At 58.0% G+C, this 14,798-nt stretch carries 18 protein-coding genes; 14 read left to right on the forward strand and 4 right to left on the reverse strand.

From position 1 onward, the window contains the following. Positions 1–25: 25 nt before the first annotated feature. A complete protein-coding gene (locus tag G6N80_RS20910; RefSeq protein ID WP_165136511.1) occupies positions 26–631 on the reverse strand; it encodes an LOG family protein in 606 nt (201 codons plus the stop codon). A 167-nt stretch (positions 632–798) separates the two neighbouring features. Between G6N80_RS20910 and G6N80_RS20915 the strand changes: the two genes are divergently transcribed. From G6N80_RS20915 to G6N80_RS23515, 5 genes are all read left to right on the forward strand, one after another. After that, on the forward strand, positions 799–2,637 hold the full coding sequence (locus tag G6N80_RS20915) for an Ig-like domain-containing protein (RefSeq protein WP_165136513.1): 1,839 nt from the start codon (positions 799–801) through the stop codon (positions 2,635–2,637). 121 nt (positions 2,638–2,758) lie between these two features. Continuing rightward, positions 2,759–4,645 (forward strand): ABCB family ABC transporter ATP-binding protein/permease, encoded by a 1,887-nt coding sequence (locus G6N80_RS20920; RefSeq protein ID WP_165136515.1) that lies wholly within the window; start codon positions 2,759–2,761, stop codon positions 4,643–4,645. Between the two features lie 132 nt (positions 4,646–4,777). Next, positions 4,778–5,479 (forward strand): phosphatidylserine decarboxylase, encoded by a 702-nt coding sequence (locus tag G6N80_RS20925; protein WP_062552753.1) that lies wholly within the window; start codon positions 4,778–4,780, stop codon positions 5,477–5,479. Positions 5,480–5,502: 23 nt separating this feature from the next. Then, positions 5,503–6,318, forward strand: coding sequence for a CDP-diacylglycerol--serine O-phosphatidyltransferase (pssA, locus tag G6N80_RS20930; RefSeq protein ID WP_062552754.1), 816 nt, complete (start codon positions 5,503–5,505; stop codon positions 6,316–6,318). A gap of 196 nt (positions 6,319–6,514) precedes the next feature. After that, complete coding sequence (locus G6N80_RS23515) at positions 6,515–6,646, forward strand: hypothetical protein (protein ID WP_280139159.1); 132 nt, start codon at positions 6,515–6,517, stop codon at positions 6,644–6,646. A gap of 59 nt (positions 6,647–6,705) precedes the next feature. Here the strand turns inward: G6N80_RS23515 and G6N80_RS20935 are convergent, their stop codons facing one another. After that, positions 6,706–7,470, reverse strand: coding sequence for an SOS response-associated peptidase family protein (locus tag G6N80_RS20935; RefSeq protein ID WP_165136517.1), 765 nt, complete (start codon positions 7,468–7,470; stop codon positions 6,706–6,708). Between the two features lie 159 nt (positions 7,471–7,629). Between G6N80_RS20935 and G6N80_RS20940 the strand changes: the two genes are divergently transcribed. The 9 genes from G6N80_RS20940 to G6N80_RS20980 all read left to right on the forward strand — a co-directional run bounded on the left by G6N80_RS20940 (position 7,630) and on the right by G6N80_RS20980 (position 13,135). Further along, positions 7,630–8,055: an NUDIX hydrolase gene (locus G6N80_RS20940; protein ID WP_165136519.1), complete on the forward strand. Its 426-nt coding sequence runs from the start codon at positions 7,630–7,632 to the stop codon at positions 8,053–8,055. Further along, on the forward strand, positions 7,955–8,503 hold the full coding sequence (locus G6N80_RS20945) for a TIGR02301 family protein (protein WP_165137229.1): 549 nt from the start codon (positions 7,955–7,957) through the stop codon (positions 8,501–8,503). The genes G6N80_RS20940 and G6N80_RS20945 overlap by 101 nt, the downstream gene beginning before the upstream one ends. 107 nt (positions 8,504–8,610) lie before the next feature. Further along, the gene (locus G6N80_RS20950) at positions 8,611–8,868 is read left to right on the forward strand and encodes a hypothetical protein (protein WP_062552757.1); all 258 of its coding nucleotides are present in this window, start codon (positions 8,611–8,613) and stop codon (positions 8,866–8,868) included. 66 nt (positions 8,869–8,934) lie between these two features. After that, on the forward strand, positions 8,935–9,693 hold the full coding sequence (locus tag G6N80_RS20955) for a hypothetical protein (protein ID WP_165136521.1): 759 nt from the start codon (positions 8,935–8,937) through the stop codon (positions 9,691–9,693). 83 nt (positions 9,694–9,776) lie between these two features. Next, positions 9,777–10,619, forward strand: coding sequence for a CAF17-like 4Fe-4S cluster assembly/insertion protein YgfZ (ygfZ, locus tag G6N80_RS20960; RefSeq protein WP_165136523.1), 843 nt, complete (start codon positions 9,777–9,779; stop codon positions 10,617–10,619). After that, complete coding sequence (locus tag G6N80_RS20965; protein ID WP_183898010.1) at positions 10,616–11,233, forward strand: HD domain-containing protein; 618 nt, start codon at positions 10,616–10,618, stop codon at positions 11,231–11,233. The genes ygfZ and G6N80_RS20965 overlap by 4 nt, the downstream gene beginning before the upstream one ends. Beyond that, complete coding sequence (locus G6N80_RS20970; RefSeq protein ID WP_062552760.1) at positions 11,230–11,760, forward strand: tyrosine phosphatase family protein; 531 nt, start codon at positions 11,230–11,232, stop codon at positions 11,758–11,760. The genes G6N80_RS20965 and G6N80_RS20970 overlap by 4 nt, the downstream gene beginning before the upstream one ends. Before the next feature lie 80 nt (positions 11,761–11,840). Then, on the forward strand, positions 11,841–12,224 hold the full coding sequence (locus G6N80_RS20975) for a hypothetical protein (protein ID WP_165136525.1): 384 nt from the start codon (positions 11,841–11,843) through the stop codon (positions 12,222–12,224). A gap of 95 nt (positions 12,225–12,319) precedes the next feature. Continuing rightward, entirely contained in the window at positions 12,320–13,135 is an 816-nt protein-coding gene (locus G6N80_RS20980; protein WP_062552762.1) for a mechanosensitive ion channel family protein, read from the forward strand. Positions 13,136–13,176: 41 nt separating this feature from the next. Here the strand turns inward: G6N80_RS20980 and G6N80_RS20985 are convergent, their stop codons facing one another. Together G6N80_RS20985 and G6N80_RS20990 are read right to left on the reverse strand one after the other, a co-directional pair. Beyond that, positions 13,177–13,989 carry an ABC transporter permease gene (locus G6N80_RS20985; protein ID WP_062552763.1) on the reverse strand — a complete coding sequence of 271 codons (813 nt, stop codon included), beginning with the start codon at positions 13,987–13,989 and terminating at the stop codon, positions 13,177–13,179. Next, positions 13,986–14,774, reverse strand: coding sequence for an ABC transporter ATP-binding protein (locus G6N80_RS20990; protein ID WP_062552764.1), 789 nt, complete (start codon positions 14,772–14,774; stop codon positions 13,986–13,988). Before G6N80_RS20990 ends, G6N80_RS20985 begins: the two co-directional genes overlap by 4 nt. Positions 14,775–14,798: the final 24 nt, after the last annotated feature.

A 14,798-nucleotide genomic window follows, 5' to 3' on the forward strand; every position in this document is an offset into this window, starting at 1 on the left:
TAATCAGACCCTCCGTCGATCACCCTCAGAGACGATCCATGATTGCCTTGTCACCATCGGATGGCGATGCGTCACCCCACGCATCCACTATCGCAGGAACGATATCCTCGACCCTGTCGATGACGAGTGGCTGCACCAGATTGGCGTTGTGAATGAAGCCCTGACGCTTCATGTGATCGATCAGTTCCAGCATAGGATCCCAGAATCCACCGATATTGGCAAAGACCATGGGTTTGCCGTGGCGACCGAGTTGCGCCCAGGTCATGATCTCGACGATCTCCTCCAGAGTGCCTATCCCGCCAGGCAGTGTCACAAACGCATCGGCGCGCTCGAACATCTTGTGTTTTCGTTCGTGCATATCCTTCGTGATGATCAGTTCGTTGAGCTGTCCAAGCGAGTGGCGGGTGGCCTCCATGTCCACCAGGAATTCCGGAATGATGCCGGTGACTTTTCCGCCATTGGACAGAACGCCAGATGCGACCGCGCCCATGATACCTTTTGTTCCGCCGCCGTAGACGAGATTAAGACCGTGTGTGGCGATGGATTTGCCAAGCGTTCTGCCTGCCGCGACATAGGCCGGATCACGTCCCGGCTGTGAGCCACAATAAGCACAAATGGATCGAATTGGCACAGCGTTCTCCGTATTTCATGTATCGGATGCCGAACTTCACGGCTCCGTCGTCAAAAGTGACGGGGAATCAAGCTGTGAGCAAGTGCAAAAGGCGGCGAATCCTTGTTAACTCTCAATGAACACTGTAATCCGGAACCGTTGGCGCCGTGACGCCAGGAGAGGTTTTGATGATCCATAATCGTGCCGGTTGGCTCGCTCTTGCTGTTCTTGCTGTCGCAACCCTGTTGATGGTGTTTTTCGTCATGCCTCGGCTATCGGGCGATGAGAAGCCGCAGACGACAGCCATGACTCCTGCAGCACCGGCAACGCAGGCGCCGACACCTGCCGCACCGGAAACTTCGGCGTCACAATCCGCAACGGCTGACAAGGGTGCAAAGCCGCAAGCCGAGACGAAGCAGGATGTACTGCCCGCACCGGAAAAGCCCGCTGCGGCACCAGCCTCGCCTGCACCGCAGAAAGCCGAAGCTCCGGTCATTATTCCGACCTTCGACGTGCTTCGTGTCGAGCCCGATGGCTCCACGGTCATTGCAGGTCGCGCGGCTCCAGGCTCCAAGCTGGAAGTAACGGATCAGGCGAACACGGTTGCCACGACCACAGTCGACAAGGCGGGCGAGTTCGTTGCCATTCTCGACAAGCCGCTTTCTCCGGGCGACCACCAACTGGTTCTCAAAGCCACGAGCCCCGACGGCAAGACGGTAATCTCCGAAGAAATAGCGACGGTCTCGGTTCCCCAGGGCAAGGAATCTGAATTGCTGGCCATGGTCACCAAACCGGGCGAAGCCAGCCGCATTATCGCCAAGCCGACAGCGCCTGCGAAGACCGACCGTGTTGCAACGACTGCGCCTGATGCATCCACGGCGCAAGCCTCCGCCGAACCCGCAAAACCTGTGCCGCAGGTGATGAATGCTCCGGTTGCCCAACCCTCTACCGAGCCCCAGCCGCAACAGCCTACGGTCGCGGCGCCTGCAACAGGAACAGCTCCAGCACAGCAAAACGCGAGTGCCCTGGCTGTCGCACCTGCGGTGCCGAAGTCGTCGGATACTGGCAAGGCTGATCTTCAGATCAGTGCTGTAGAGGTGGAAGGGAGCAAGCTTTTCGTCGCGGGCGTCGCCAAGCCCGGTTCGCGCCTCAAGGCCTATGCGGATGGACAGGTCATTGGCCAGACGATCGCAGGCAGCGACGGAAGTTTCGTCATCGATGGCGTTCGTGAACTGACGGTCGGTCAGCATACGATTGCCGTCGATCAGATCGGCGCAGACGACAAGATCATTGTTCGCGTCGAGGTTCCGTTCAATCGTCCCGCAGGAGATCAGGTGGCTGCAGTTGCGACACAACAGAATTCTGCGGCGAGCCTGACGCCGATCGATGCCGGGGCCTTCGACAAGCTGCGCAATGAAGTGGCCAAGGCCTTCCAACTGCTGCAGAACCTCTATGCCAATGGTGCAACGCCGAGCATGGAGCAGGTTGCCGCGGCGCGTTCCGCCGTGACCATTTCACTCCGGTCGCTGACGGAGTACCGCCTGCCTGCCGGTGTCAGCGCCAACGCCGCAGCGATTGCCGATACGACAATCAAGGCAGCGGCGGATGCTCTGGCTGCTCTGGAAGTGCTGCCGAAGGATGTCGAAGCCATTCGCAAGAACTTGGGGACCCTGAGCGCAATGATCGCGCGCGTTACATCGTCCACCCTGCCATCTGCGCCTGCGACAGCGCAGGCTACCCCACCTGCGACCAATCAGGATGCGGGCGCGCCGAGGACAATTGCGCAGGCGCCCTTGACCCAGAGCGAGGCCGCCTCAGTCATCATTCGTCGTGGGGATACGCTTTGGCAGATTTCCCGTCGCGTCTACGGCCAGGGTGTCCGCTACACGACGATCTATCTGGCAAACCAGGATCAGATCGCAAACCCGGATGTGATCCAGCCAGGTCAGATCTTCGGCGTCCCGAAGGACGCCATGCCGGAAACGGAAGCAGAAAAACTGCATCGGCAGCGCCTGAACAAGACCTGAAACGAGATTGGGGCCGCTTCTGCGGCTCTCATTTATGATGAACTGGCGTGCCGCGAATCCCTGAATTGCGTTGCGGTCAGCGCAAGCAGGCCTTAAACAGAACCTCCTTCCGGAGGCAGTCATGCAGAACAAACAGAAGACCGTATCGGCGGACGCCAGCAATCCGCTCGCAACGATCGTGAACCTTTGGCCCTATATGTGGCCAGCAGGCCGAAGCGATCTGAAAGCACGCGTCGTCTGGGCGACAGTCTTTCTGATTGTTGCGAAGCTCGTCCTGATCGGGGTTCCCTACTTCTTCAAGTGGGCCACCGATGCCCTGAACGGCAAGCTGGATATGGCCGGCGTGCTGCCGATGTTCCTGCTTGGCGCCGTCGCTTTGGTCATTGCCTATAATCTGACGCGGATCATTCAGCTCGGCCTCAACCAGTTGCGCGATTCGCTGTTCGCGAGCGTTGGCCAATATGCGGTGCGCCAGTTAGCCTATCGCACCTTCGTGCACATGCATCAGCTCTCTCTACGTTTTCATCTGGAACGCAAGACAGGCGGGCTTTCGCGCATCATCGAGCGTGGCACGAAGGGCATTGAAACGATCGTTCGCTTCACCATCCTCAATTCGGCGCCAACGCTGATCGAATTCCTCCTGACGGCTGCCATTTTCTGGATCAGCTACGGCTTCACCTACGTGGCGATCACAGCGATCACCGTCTGGGCCTATATCTGGTTCACCGTGAAAGCCAGCGACTGGCGTATCAGCATCCGCCGCTCCATGAATGCGAGTGATACGGATGCCAACACCAAGGCAATCGACTCGCTTCTGAACTTCGAGACCGTCAAATACTTCGGCAATGAGAAGATGGAAGCCGAGCGTTTCGACGCCTCCATGGCGCGCTACGAGAAGTCCGCCACGCAGGTCTGGACCTCTCTCGGCTGGCTGAACTTCGGCCAGGGCGTGATTTTCGGTCTTGGCACGACGATCATGATGGTGATGTCTGCCCTCGCCGTTCAACGCGGCGAACAGACAATCGGCGATTTCGTGTTCGTGAATGCATTGCTCATTCAACTATCGGTGCCACTGAACTTCATCGGCTTCGTTTACCGCGAAATCAGACAGGGCCTGACGGATATCGAGCAGATGTTCGATCTGCTGGACGTGAAGGCCGAAGTTGTCGACAAGCCGGATGCGAAGCCGCTTGCGATTGCGCAGGGCGCCATTCGCTTCGAGAATGTTCATTTTGCCTATGATCCCGAGCGTCCCATCCTGAAGGGCATTTCCTTCGAGGTCCCAGCTGGGAAGACGGTTGCCATTGTCGGGCCATCAGGAGCCGGAAAATCCACGATTTCGCGGCTGCTTTACCGGTTCTACGATATTCAGCAGGGCGCAATCACCATCGACGGGCAGGATGTGCGGGATATCACCCAGACCAGCCTTCGATCCGTCATCGGGATGGTTCCGCAGGATACGGTGCTGTTCAATGACACGATTGCTTATAACATTCGCTATGGACGAATCTCCGCCAGCGAAGACGAAGTGCTGAAAGCCGCCGAAATTGCGCAAATCGGCACCTTCATCCGCAGCCTGCCGGACGGTTTCAAAACCATGGTCGGTGAGAGAGGCCTCAAGCTGTCCGGCGGCGAAAAGCAGCGCGTCGCAATCGCCCGGACCATCCTCAAGGCGCCACCAATCCTCATCCTCGATGAGGCTACCTCTGCGCTCGATACGACCACGGAACAGGAAATCCAGTCGGCGCTTGATCTCGTTTCCCAGAACCGGACAACGCTTGTCATCGCACACCGGCTTTCAACCGTCATCAATGCTGATGAAATCATCGTCTTGCGCCACGGCGAGATCGCTGAACGCGGCACACATGCTGCACTTCTGGAGCAGAACGGTCTTTACGCCTCCATGTGGAACAGGCAGCGGGAAGCAACGCAAGCCGAAGAGCATCTTCGTCAGGTGCGTGAAAGTGACGATATGGGCGTTGTGGTGCGGCGCGAGCCCGCGAGCTAAGGTGAGGGCTCACTCACCGTCTTTCTCGGGATCTCCTGAATGCATCCATCCCGGAACCGGATTGCCCCCAAAACGGTTTGCCTGTAGTCAGCTAAGCCAAGCATCAAGAAGCTCGACATTCTGGAGACACCATTGGTCAATCTGCTCGACACGATCCGCAACACGCTGGTCCCGATTCACAAGGAAGGCTATGTCTTTGTTATCGCCTTCTTCGTGGCGTCCCTGCTGCTCGGCCTCATTGCCGCGCCGCTGTTCTGGATCGGCCTCGTACTGACGCTCTGGTGCGCCTACTTCTTCCGGGATCCCGAGCGCGTGATCCCACAGGATGACGACATCATCGTCAGCCCCGCGGATGGGCGCGTCTCCTCGGTACAGATGGTTGTTCCTCCGGCCGAGCTCGACCTTGGGTCAGAGCCGATGCTGCGCATCTCCGTATTCATGAACGTGTTTGATTGCCATGTGAACCGCTCGCCAGCGCGCGGACGCGTGTCGCAGATCGTTTATCGTCCCGGTCAGTTCGTCAATGCAGAACTGGACAAGGCGAGCGTGGACAACGAACGCAACGGTCTGGTGATCGAAACCAAGCACGGGAAGCTGGGTGTCGTGCAGATTGCCGGCCTCGTCGCGCGCCGTATCCTTTGCTTCGTGCACCAGAACGAGCCGCTGGACGCCGGTGAGCGCTTCGGCCTCATCCGCTTCGGTTCGCGGCTCGACATCTACGTGCCGGAAGGCGGCCAGCCACGCGTTTCACTGGGTCAGCGCACCATTTGCGGCGAGACCGTAATTGCGGAGTTCAATTCCAACAAGGGCCCCACGATCAGCCGTCGCAACTGATCGAGAGACACCGGGAAAAAGACATGCAGGATCAAGCCAGAACGGACCAGCAGGACAACGACGATGCGCGCGGCCCTCGCTTGCGCGAGATCCCGCTTCGGTTGATGGTGCCCAACCTCATCACCGTACTGGCCATCTGCGCAGGTCTGACCGGCATTCGGCTGGCTTTCGAAAGCCGCTTCGAACTTGCCGTCGCCATGGTCCTGCTGGCAGCCTTTCTGGATGGAATTGATGGTCGCGTTGCGCGCGCGCTCAAGGCGACGTCAAAATTTGGCGTACAGATGGATTCGCTCGCCGACATCATCAACTTTGGCGTTGCGCCCGCGCTGGTTCTCTACGTGTTCATTCTCGACAAGGTCGGTTCGATCGGCTGGATCGCAGCGCTCATCTACGCCATTGCGGCTGGCTTGCGGCTCGCACGTTTCAACGTGATGGCCGAGCGTGAGTTCAAGGCGAAATGGCAATCCGAATTTTTCGTCGGCGTGCCTGCACCTATGGGAGCCATGCTTGTCATGCTGCCGGTCTATCTCGGCTTTCTCGGGCTCGATCTTGATCGGTCATTCGCGATTGTTGCGACCGGCTACACTCTCCTGATAGGCTATCTGCTTGTCAGCCGTGTCCCCGTGTGGTCTGGCAAATCCGAAACGCGTGTGAGACGCGACCTGATGCTGCCGCTCCTTCTGGGCGTTGTCGTCTATGTTGCCCTGCTGATGAGCTTCACCTGGCAGATCCTGGCCCTGACTGCCGCCGCCTATCTCTGCTTCCTGCCCTTCTCTGCCAGTGCCTGGAAGAAGCGGTATGGCACACTGACTATTGAAGACGATCACGCCAACGTTTGATGCAACGCAGCAGCAATGCTGCGCTGCAATAAGAGACAATACTTAACGCCACTTTCAACAAATAACGAATTATTAATAATTAAAAAAATATATCAAATTTTATTCTGACTCTGGACAAGACAAATTTTCGCCTGTTTCCTCTCCGAAACAGTCCGCCCGCACAGGCGGCAAAAGAATCGTTTTTGGAGGAAAACTCATGAGCCAGAATGCAACACAGACGCTGAACCCGAAAACCGCTGAACTCCACGCACCTCTTCGCCCCCTGGGCATCAAGGCCGTTGTTGCTGCCGCTCTGATGCTGAAGCGCAACGTCCTGAAGAAGGCATAATCCTCTATACTCGGCAGAATACTTACGAGAACGGCCTGCGCCATTTGGCGCGGGGCTGACTAAAACAGAGACAGTTGATCGCTTCCCGGTTTTGCCGGTGCCCCGGCCTTGAGCTTTACGCTTGGCTCGACGGGCGTCTGTACATCAGGCCCCATGTTGGAAACCTTGTTCACGAGATCTGAGACAGGGATTGCCTCAAAGAAATCTGCCTGCGCAGGCTGCATCAGATGCTCAACATCGCGGGGTTCCTGCGTCTTGCAATCAAGCCACTGCTCAAAATCCTGCGGCTGGATGACGACCGGCATCCGGTTATGGATTGGCGCGATTGATGCGTTTGCATGGGTCGTCAGAATCGCGGCAGTATCCACCTCGGAGCCATCAGCAGAACTCCATGTTTCCATAAGACCGGCGAAGGCAACCACGGCTCCGTTGCGAGGACGGATCCAGTAGGCTTGCGCCTTTCCGCCCTCCTCCTTTGAAGGTCTATGCCATTCGTAGAAGCCCGATGCCGGAACAAGGACGCGCCGATGACGCATGGCAGCACGAAACGATGCCTTGCCGATGGCCGTCTCAGCGCGCGCATTGATGAGCAAGGGGAAATCTTTCGGATCCTTGACCCATCCGGGCAGGAACCCCCAGCGTGCCAGTACGGCGCGACGCTCTGGAAGATTGCTTCCGGGTGCCATTTTTTCGCCAGCCACGACGAGCAGGATAGGTTGTGTTGGCGCGATGTTGTAGCGCTTGGGAAAGTCATCAATGTCTATGACGCTGAGGAATTCAAGGATCTCCTCCGGCGTCGCGGTCAAGGCGTAGCGTCCACACATAGAAATGAGATGGCACCGCAGGCATGAGGCGTCAAGTCGCGCAGTTCGTCTACGGTGCGCGTGACCTCTCGCTTTCAAGGTTCGAAAAGAGAAGATAGGTTTTTGTGATTCGCCACATCGACTGGCGCTGGATCCCATTCAACGGAGAGATCAAAGTTCATGCCTGAACAGCCGCGGCTCGCTTCCTCTGCCATTCTGGAACGCGACGGCCGATTTCTGTTGATCCGCCGCAGGAATCCGCCGTCAGCGGACCTGTTCGCATTTCCGGGAGGCCGCGCAGAACCTGGCGAGACGCCGGAGGAGACAGCCTTGCGCGAATTCGAGGAAGAGACCGGGATTCCCGTCCGCGACCCCGAGCTTTTCGCAAGCTATGATCTTCCGACTCGCGCCGAGAATGGCCAGATGACAAGTCACTTCCTGCTTTCCGTATTTCTGGTGCAGAGCGATTCCAGCAATGAGGCGATTGCCGCGGATGATGCAAGTGATGCGGGATGGTATACGGCGGAAGAGATCCGGTCCCTTCCCGTTCCGGCCAGCGTATTGGAATGCGCGGAACGTCTCGCTCAACGCAGACAAACGAAGTGAGGATTTGCTGGTGACTGGGCTTACAAGAACGCCATGGCTTGTGCTCTGCATAGTCCTGACAGGGCTTTCCGGGCAGCCTGCGCTTGCGCAGAAGAAGCCGGCTCCACAGCCGACAGTAACGACGCCGCCCCAAACTGAGGAAAAGCCGACGCCCTATGACGGCCAACTGGCGCGACTAGCGGAAGTCCTTGGTTCAATACATTATTTGCGGTCTCTATGCGGCGCGGCCTCGGGTGACTGGCGCAGCGCGATGCAAACTTTGCTCGACACGGAAACCATAAATGAACCCCATAGACGGGAAAAATTGACGGCGGCCTTCAATCGGGGTTACAGGGCTTTTGCAGCGGTACACACGTCGTGCACACCCGCCGCACGCACAGCCGAAGAACGCTACCGTAACGAAGGTGCAACACTTTCTGGCGAAATCGCCACACGTTACGGAAATTAAGGTTTTATTAGCCTCTTTCGCGGTGCGGGCGTGTCGTTTTGATAAAAGGCTGCTAGTGTTGTTAACGTGCCGGTAACAACAGGCACCACCTTGTAAGAGGAATACACATGCAGACTGCGCGCAACGACATCGACGACATGATTGTGCACGAGAAGATGCAGGTGGCGCTCGAGTATCAGAACGAAGCATGGGCGGATGGCCGCGCCGATGGCATCGAACCTGAGATCATCGCAGACGCTGCAATTGCACTTGCCATGCGCGAAACAATTCGTCTGCATGGGGAAGCTGGCGCGGAAGCAATGCTGGATTCTCTGCGTGAGCGCATGCTTGCGGGCGAGTTCTCCCCCGAACGCAAGATTCAGTGAACATCCTGCGTCGGTAACAGACACAGCGTTTCATTCTTTCTCCTCGAAAATGCCAGGGACTTCCTCATGCCCAATGCATCGACGCAAGCGCGTATTGCGAAAGCGCTGATTGCCAGTGTCGCATTGTCCTCCACCCTTCTGATCGGCGGCACATCGCCCGGTTGGAGCTTGAGCATTTCGCATATTGATGGAACACGCATGGCGCAGGCGCAAACACCTGCCCCTGCCGCACCCGCGGCACCCGCCTCGCCTTCAGTACCCGCCGCACCTGTTGCCCCATCTGCACCAGCCCCGTCACCCGACGCTTCGGCCACCCCCTCCCCGACAGATCCGGTTGCGACGCCTGCGCAGATCCAGTCTGGTGGGAAGGTGGAGATCATTCGCGATCTCTCGAAGCTTCCGGCGCCAGTTGCCCGGATGCGGAACCTGATCAACGAGGCCGCCGCCACGGGCGACATTGAGAAGCTTCGCCCCTTGGCAGCATTCGACCCGGCCCAGATGCAGGTGGGCGCCGAAGGCGATGCGATCGAAGCCATCAAAAGCCTGTCCGGAGATCCTGATGGTCAGGAAATCATGGCCATTCTGATGGACCTTCTGCAGACGGGAGCAGCACACATCAATGTCGGCAAGCCGGACGAAATGTATGTCTGGCCCTATTTCGTCGGCAAGCCGCTCAACACGCTGACGGGGCCCGAGCGCGTTGAACTGCTGCGCATCATCACAGCGGGCGACCTGATGTCCATGGAAGAAGGCAATAACTACAACTTCTATCGCATTGGCATCACGCCGACCGGGCAGTGGAAAGTGTTTGCCGGCGGCGATTGAGCCAACACCTCGACCCAAGGCAATGGCTTGCCTCCATGGTGAGTGCTGACTATCTGTGACGTTACAACACGGATACGAATCTCATGCCTTCTGCCAGCCTTTCAGATCGAAGCTTCATCCATATCGGCGGTGCCGATGCGCAGAGTTTTCTGCACAATCTCATTACCACCGACGTCAACGGCTTGCCCGCAGGCGAAGCGCGCCCCGGCGCATTACTGACCCCGCAAGGCAAGATTCTGTTCGACTTCCTGATTTGGCGGACTGGCGAAGGCTTTACCCTCGAATGCCAGTCAGGGATTGCCGATGTGCTTCTCAAGCGCCTGACCATGTACAAGTTGCGGGCTGCGGTTTCTCTTTCCGCAACGACAGGCAGCGTCCGCCTGATCTGGGGCGAGGAGGCTGACTCTGCGCAAGGCATCCTGGACGCCGCCTTCGCCAAGGCAGGTCTCCGCGTCCTTCGGCAGCCGGAGCCTGAAGCCCCTGACTCAAGGGAAGCCTATGACCGTCTTCGCATCCAGGCGGGCCTTGCCACGGCACCACAGGATTACGCGCTTCAGGATGCCTTCCCGCATGATGTGTTGATGGATCTCAACGGCGGCCTCTCCTTCCGCAAGGGCTGCTATGTGGGTCAGGAAGTGGTTTCGCGCATGCAGCATCGCGGCACGGCACGGCGCCGTGTGGTGCAGATCAAATCAGACCATCCACTTCCCGAAACAGGCACCGAATTGACCGCCGGCGGCAAGCCGATCGGTCATCTGGGTACGGTGGTCGGGAACCGGGCGCTGGCCATCGTGCGGATTGACCGGGCGGGCGATGCCATGGCCAATGCAGTGCCAATCCTCGCTGGCGAGGTAGTGGTCAGCCTCACGCTCCCAGGTTGGACCGGCCTCAGCTTCCCCACCAATGCGGATGGGGCAGACGCGTGACCACGGCATCTTCCGCGCGCGCCTGGCAGCGCATGCTTTCTGGCCGAAGGCTGGATCTTCTCGACCCATCGCCGCTGGATGTGGAGATTTCCGACATTGCCCATGGTCTTGCGCGGGTGGCACGCTGGAACGGCCAGACGCGTGGCGATCACGCCTATTCCGTTGCCCAGCACAGCCTGATGGTCGAGATCATCTTTCGCCAGCAAAACCCTGCTGCATTACCCATCGATTTGCTGCTGACACTTCTGCACGACGCACCGGAATATGTGATCGGCGACATGATTTCGCCTTTCAAGGCCGTGGTCGGCGGTGGCTACAAGGCGGTTGAACATCGCCTGGAGGCGGCGGTGCACTTGCGTTTCGGCCTGCCTCCGCACCCATCGCGAGAGCTGAAGGTGAAGATCAAAAAGGCGGATACGGTTGCAGCTTATTTCGAGGCCACAGAGCTTGCCGGCTTCTCCCAAGAGGAAGCACGCAAATTCTTTGGCCTGCCACGCGGAATAACCCGGGAAATGCTGCCGCTGGAACCGATGGCGGCGCTTGAGGCGCAGGCGGAGTTTTTAAACCGCTTCCATGCGCTGGATACGCAACGTGTAACAGGCGTTTCGACATGACCGGTTTCGTTGTTGGGCCGTTGGAGAAGATCGCGGAACTGGCGGTCAGGCACCGCTCAACCGAGATGGTGAGCCTGATTGCGGAGAATCAGGACTTCCATCGTCCGGGCGTCATACGGGCCGAGCGCCATCTCAAGCTGAAGATGAACGACATCGCCTTTGCTGGGACGGGCAATCTCATTGCGCCCGCCGAAGAGCATGTTTCCCAGCTGATCGATTTCGCGCAGGACTGGGATCAGTCCGCTCCGCTTCTCATCCATTGCTGGATGGGGGTCTCCCGGTCTCCTGCCGCAGCGCTCATCGCCTGTCTTGCCGTTGATCCTCATCAGGACGAGTTCGATCTCGCTGGCAGATTGCGCAAGGTGGCACCGCATGCCACCCCTAATACGAGATTGATCGAGTTCGGGGACCGCATTCTAAAGCGCGACGGTCGCCTGGTGGCAGCCGTCAAATCGATGGGTCGCGGCGCTGATACCGATGGGCGGGCAAGCTTCATGTTGCCGCTTTGCGGTGATCCAAATTCATGAGCTGATTCAACATTGAGGGACTTTGTTTAAGTCAAGTAAATGCATCCTTTGGTAGAAACCACCACCAGAGGAGAATATTCATGTATCAGAAACTTTCCGCATTTGCTTTGTTCATTGCCATTGCGACCCTGCCAAACTCGGCCCTATCCCAGACAATTCCATACAATCCCCGCGCGTTACAAGTCCCGGAAGGGCATGTATCGATAAATGTGAGCCTTGGCCTATCCAATCCGATTGTCGAGGGCACGGCGGTTGAGGAGCAGATAGAGGCAATCCAGAAGCGAGCTTACCAACTGGCTGGGAAGCAGTGCCAGATCATTACTCAGTCTATTGCCGATAGCTGCAAGCTGCTTGGCATAACCAGCAACATCAACACGCAGCGCCAGTCACCGATGTCGCAGATTGGAATCACCCTGCAGGTCAATCTTGCAATCCGTTTTCGTGATGAGATCAGCAAGCCCTGAAGAGACAAAAAGGTCGTGCCCCAGCTCTCTTGATACCGCAAAGCTCTGCACCAATTAGCCTTTCGTAATCAACAACGACAGGCAATCTTCCCCGCATGGATCAACAGGCTACCGATTTCGTCGTGGCAACACGCGCAGCACTCGCCCAGCTCTCCGCTCTCGCCGTGCAATACTCGTTTTCCGTGGTCGGCGCTCTGCTGCTCCTCATCATCGGCTGGCTTGCGGCGGGAATGCTATCCCGCTGGGCTCATGAAGGCCTCGGGCGCATTCGCGGTTTCGATGCGACGCTGGCGCAATTCTTCGCCAACATCATCCGCTACGCCATTCTGATCATCGTCGTCGTAATGGTGCTTGGTCAGTTCGGCGTGCAGACCGCGTCTATTCTGGCGGCTCTCGGCGCTGTCGGTCTGGCTATTGGTCTCGCCCTGCAAGGCACGCTGCAAAACATCGCGGCCGGTATCATGCTGCTTGTCCTGCGCCCCTTGCGCGTTGGCGAATACATCGAAACACCGAGTGTGAGTGGCACCGTGCAGGATATCGGTCTCTTTGCGACCGAGCTGAAAACCTATGACGGCCTCTACCGCCTGACCCCGAATTCCCTGCTCTGGAATGTTCCGGTCACGAACCACAGCCGACTGCCGACGCGCATGCACGATCTGAAGCTGCATATTGCCGATCAGGATGCGATCGAACGCTCCATGCAGATGCTGCTCGACATGGCCAACTCTGATGAGCGCGTTCTGAAGCAGCCCGCGCCTGTCGCCTTCGTGACCGACCTGACCGATGCTGGAGCCGTCATCTCGCTGCGTTACTGGGCCAATACGGGTGTCTGGTGGGCCGTGTCCCGTGACATGACCAAGCGCGCAAAGGAAGCCTTCCACGCAGCGGGCATTACGGTGCGCACTACGTAAAAATTGAAAATGGCGGCGATCAAACTCGCCGCCAGTCTTGGTTACTGCGCCATCGTCGAGCGATGCGCCCAGCCCGTCATGCGGCGTTCAAGCCAGGCCATGATGGCGTACATGACGATGCCTTCGATGGCCAGCATCAGCAGTCCAGCAAAGACCAGCGGGACATTGAACTGGCTCTGTGCAGAGCTCATCATATTGCCAAGGCCATAGTTGGAAGCCACGGTTTCCGACACGACGGACCCGACGAAGGCGAGCGTAATCGCCACCTTCAGGGAGCCGAAGAAATAGGGCATTGAGCGCGGGATACCGACCTTCAGCATGATATCCATCTTCTTGGCACCGAGTGCCCGAAGCACGTCTTCCGTTTCCGGTTCAATGGTCGCAAGCCCAGTGGCCACGTTCACGACAATCGGGAAGAAGGAAATCAGGAAGGCCGTCAAAACGGCTGGAACCGTGCCGATACCGAACCAGATGACAAGGATCGGAACCAGCGCCACCTTCGGAATGGCATTGAAGCCAATCATCAGCGGGTAAAGACCGGCATAGATGGTCTTCGACCAACCTATGAAAAGGCCGATCGCCAGACCGGCCACAACGGCAATCGCGAAGCCAAGGGTCGTCGTGTAGAGCGTCTGGATCGAATTCTTCCAGATCGGAGACCAGTATTTGGCGATGGCGCCGAAGACATCAGTCGGTGCGGGCAGCACTGTCGGCGGCATGTCAAGCGCGATGACCAGCAGTTCCCAGGCAACGAAAAGCGCGATGGTGTAGAGCCAGGGTGCCGCCTTCACCCAGTTGATCCGCGCCATGACCGGCTTTGCGACAACAGGCGGAGATTCCAGAACAGCACTCATGCAGCCACCCTCGCCTTTGCGATTTCGCCGTGCAGTTCATGCACCATGTCGTTGAAGCCAGCCTGATACATGACCTCCAGGTCACGGGGACGTTCAAAAGGAACGTGATGCTCCTTCAAAATCCGGCCCGGCCTCGAACTCATGACGAAGATCTTGTCGGCGAGGAAAACTGCCTCGCGCAAATCATGCGTCACGAGAATGATCGTCACGCCCTGAGCGGCATGGAGGTCGCGGATCACGCACCAGAGTTCCTCACGCGTGAACGCATCCAGAGCGCCGAACGGTTCATCCAGCATCAGAAGCTCCGGTTCGTGGATCAACGCTCGGCAAAGGTTGGCACGTTGCTGCATGCCACCCGACAATTGCCACGGGAATTTTGATCCGAACCCTTTCAGACCGACGATTTCCAGCAGCCGCTCCGCTTTCTCGACATACTCCTTCTTGTTGGCGCGCAGGCGATGCCGATGTTTTTCGACGATCTCCAGCGGCAGGAGAATGTTTTCAAGCGTGGTCCGCCACGGCAGCATGGTCGGGTTCTGAAAGGCCATTCCGACAATCGAAACCGGCTTGGTGACCTGTTGTCCCGCAACGACGACAACGCCCGTCTGCGGAATATGAAGGCCGGTCACCAGCTTCATCAGTGTGGATTTGCCGCAGCCGGATGGTCCGACGACCGCAGCAAACTCTCCCTTGTCGACCCGCATGGTCAGGCCGGATACCGCCAGCGTGCCGCTTGCGCCCCCGTAGCGCATATCGACATTATCGATGGAAACCAAATGAGACATGTTCTCTCCTTCGCACTGGCGGTG

Origin of the sequence: Rhizobium rhizoryzae, from assembly GCF_011046895.1 — a bacterium.
GTDB classification, from domain to species: domain Bacteria; phylum Pseudomonadota; class Alphaproteobacteria; order Rhizobiales; family Rhizobiaceae; genus Neorhizobium; species Neorhizobium rhizoryzae.

What these genes read in the sequence shown, in the direction of transcription:
- G6N80_RS20915 (WP_165136513.1), top strand. Translation starts at nt 799, where the DNA reads ATGATCCATAATCGTGCCGGTTGGCTCGCTCTTGCTGTTCTTGCTGTC.
- G6N80_RS20920 (WP_165136515.1), top strand. Translation starts at nt 2,759, where the DNA reads ATGCAGAACAAACAGAAGACCGTATCGGCGGACGCCAGCAATCCGCTC.
- pssA (WP_062552754.1), top strand. Translation starts at nt 5,503, where the DNA reads ATGCAGGATCAAGCCAGAACGGACCAGCAGGACAACGACGATGCGCGC.
- G6N80_RS23515 (WP_280139159.1), top strand. Translation starts at nt 6,515, where the DNA reads ATGAGCCAGAATGCAACACAGACGCTGAACCCGAAAACCGCTGAACTC.
- G6N80_RS20935 (WP_165136517.1), bottom strand. Translation starts at nt 7,470, where the DNA reads ATGTGTGGACGCTACGCCTTGACCGCGACGCCGGAGGAGATCCTTGAA.
- G6N80_RS20940 (WP_165136519.1), top strand. Translation starts at nt 7,630, where the DNA reads ATGCCTGAACAGCCGCGGCTCGCTTCCTCTGCCATTCTGGAACGCGAC.
- G6N80_RS20945 (WP_165137229.1), top strand. Translation starts at nt 7,955, where the DNA reads ATGCGGGATGGTATACGGCGGAAGAGATCCGGTCCCTTCCCGTTCCGG.
- G6N80_RS20950 (WP_062552757.1), top strand. Translation starts at nt 8,611, where the DNA reads ATGCAGACTGCGCGCAACGACATCGACGACATGATTGTGCACGAGAAG.
- G6N80_RS20955 (WP_165136521.1), top strand. Translation starts at nt 8,935, where the DNA reads ATGCCCAATGCATCGACGCAAGCGCGTATTGCGAAAGCGCTGATTGCC.
- ygfZ (WP_165136523.1), top strand. Translation starts at nt 9,777, where the DNA reads ATGCCTTCTGCCAGCCTTTCAGATCGAAGCTTCATCCATATCGGCGGT.
- G6N80_RS20970 (WP_062552760.1), top strand. Translation starts at nt 11,230, where the DNA reads ATGACCGGTTTCGTTGTTGGGCCGTTGGAGAAGATCGCGGAACTGGCG.
- G6N80_RS20975 (WP_165136525.1), top strand. Translation starts at nt 11,841, where the DNA reads ATGTATCAGAAACTTTCCGCATTTGCTTTGTTCATTGCCATTGCGACC.
- G6N80_RS20980 (WP_062552762.1), top strand. Translation starts at nt 12,320, where the DNA reads ATGGATCAACAGGCTACCGATTTCGTCGTGGCAACACGCGCAGCACTC.
- G6N80_RS20985 (WP_062552763.1), bottom strand. Translation starts at nt 13,989, where the DNA reads ATGAGTGCTGTTCTGGAATCTCCGCCTGTTGTCGCAAAGCCGGTCATG.
- G6N80_RS20990 (WP_062552764.1), bottom strand. Translation starts at nt 14,774, where the DNA reads ATGTCTCATTTGGTTTCCATCGATAATGTCGATATGCGCTACGGGGGC.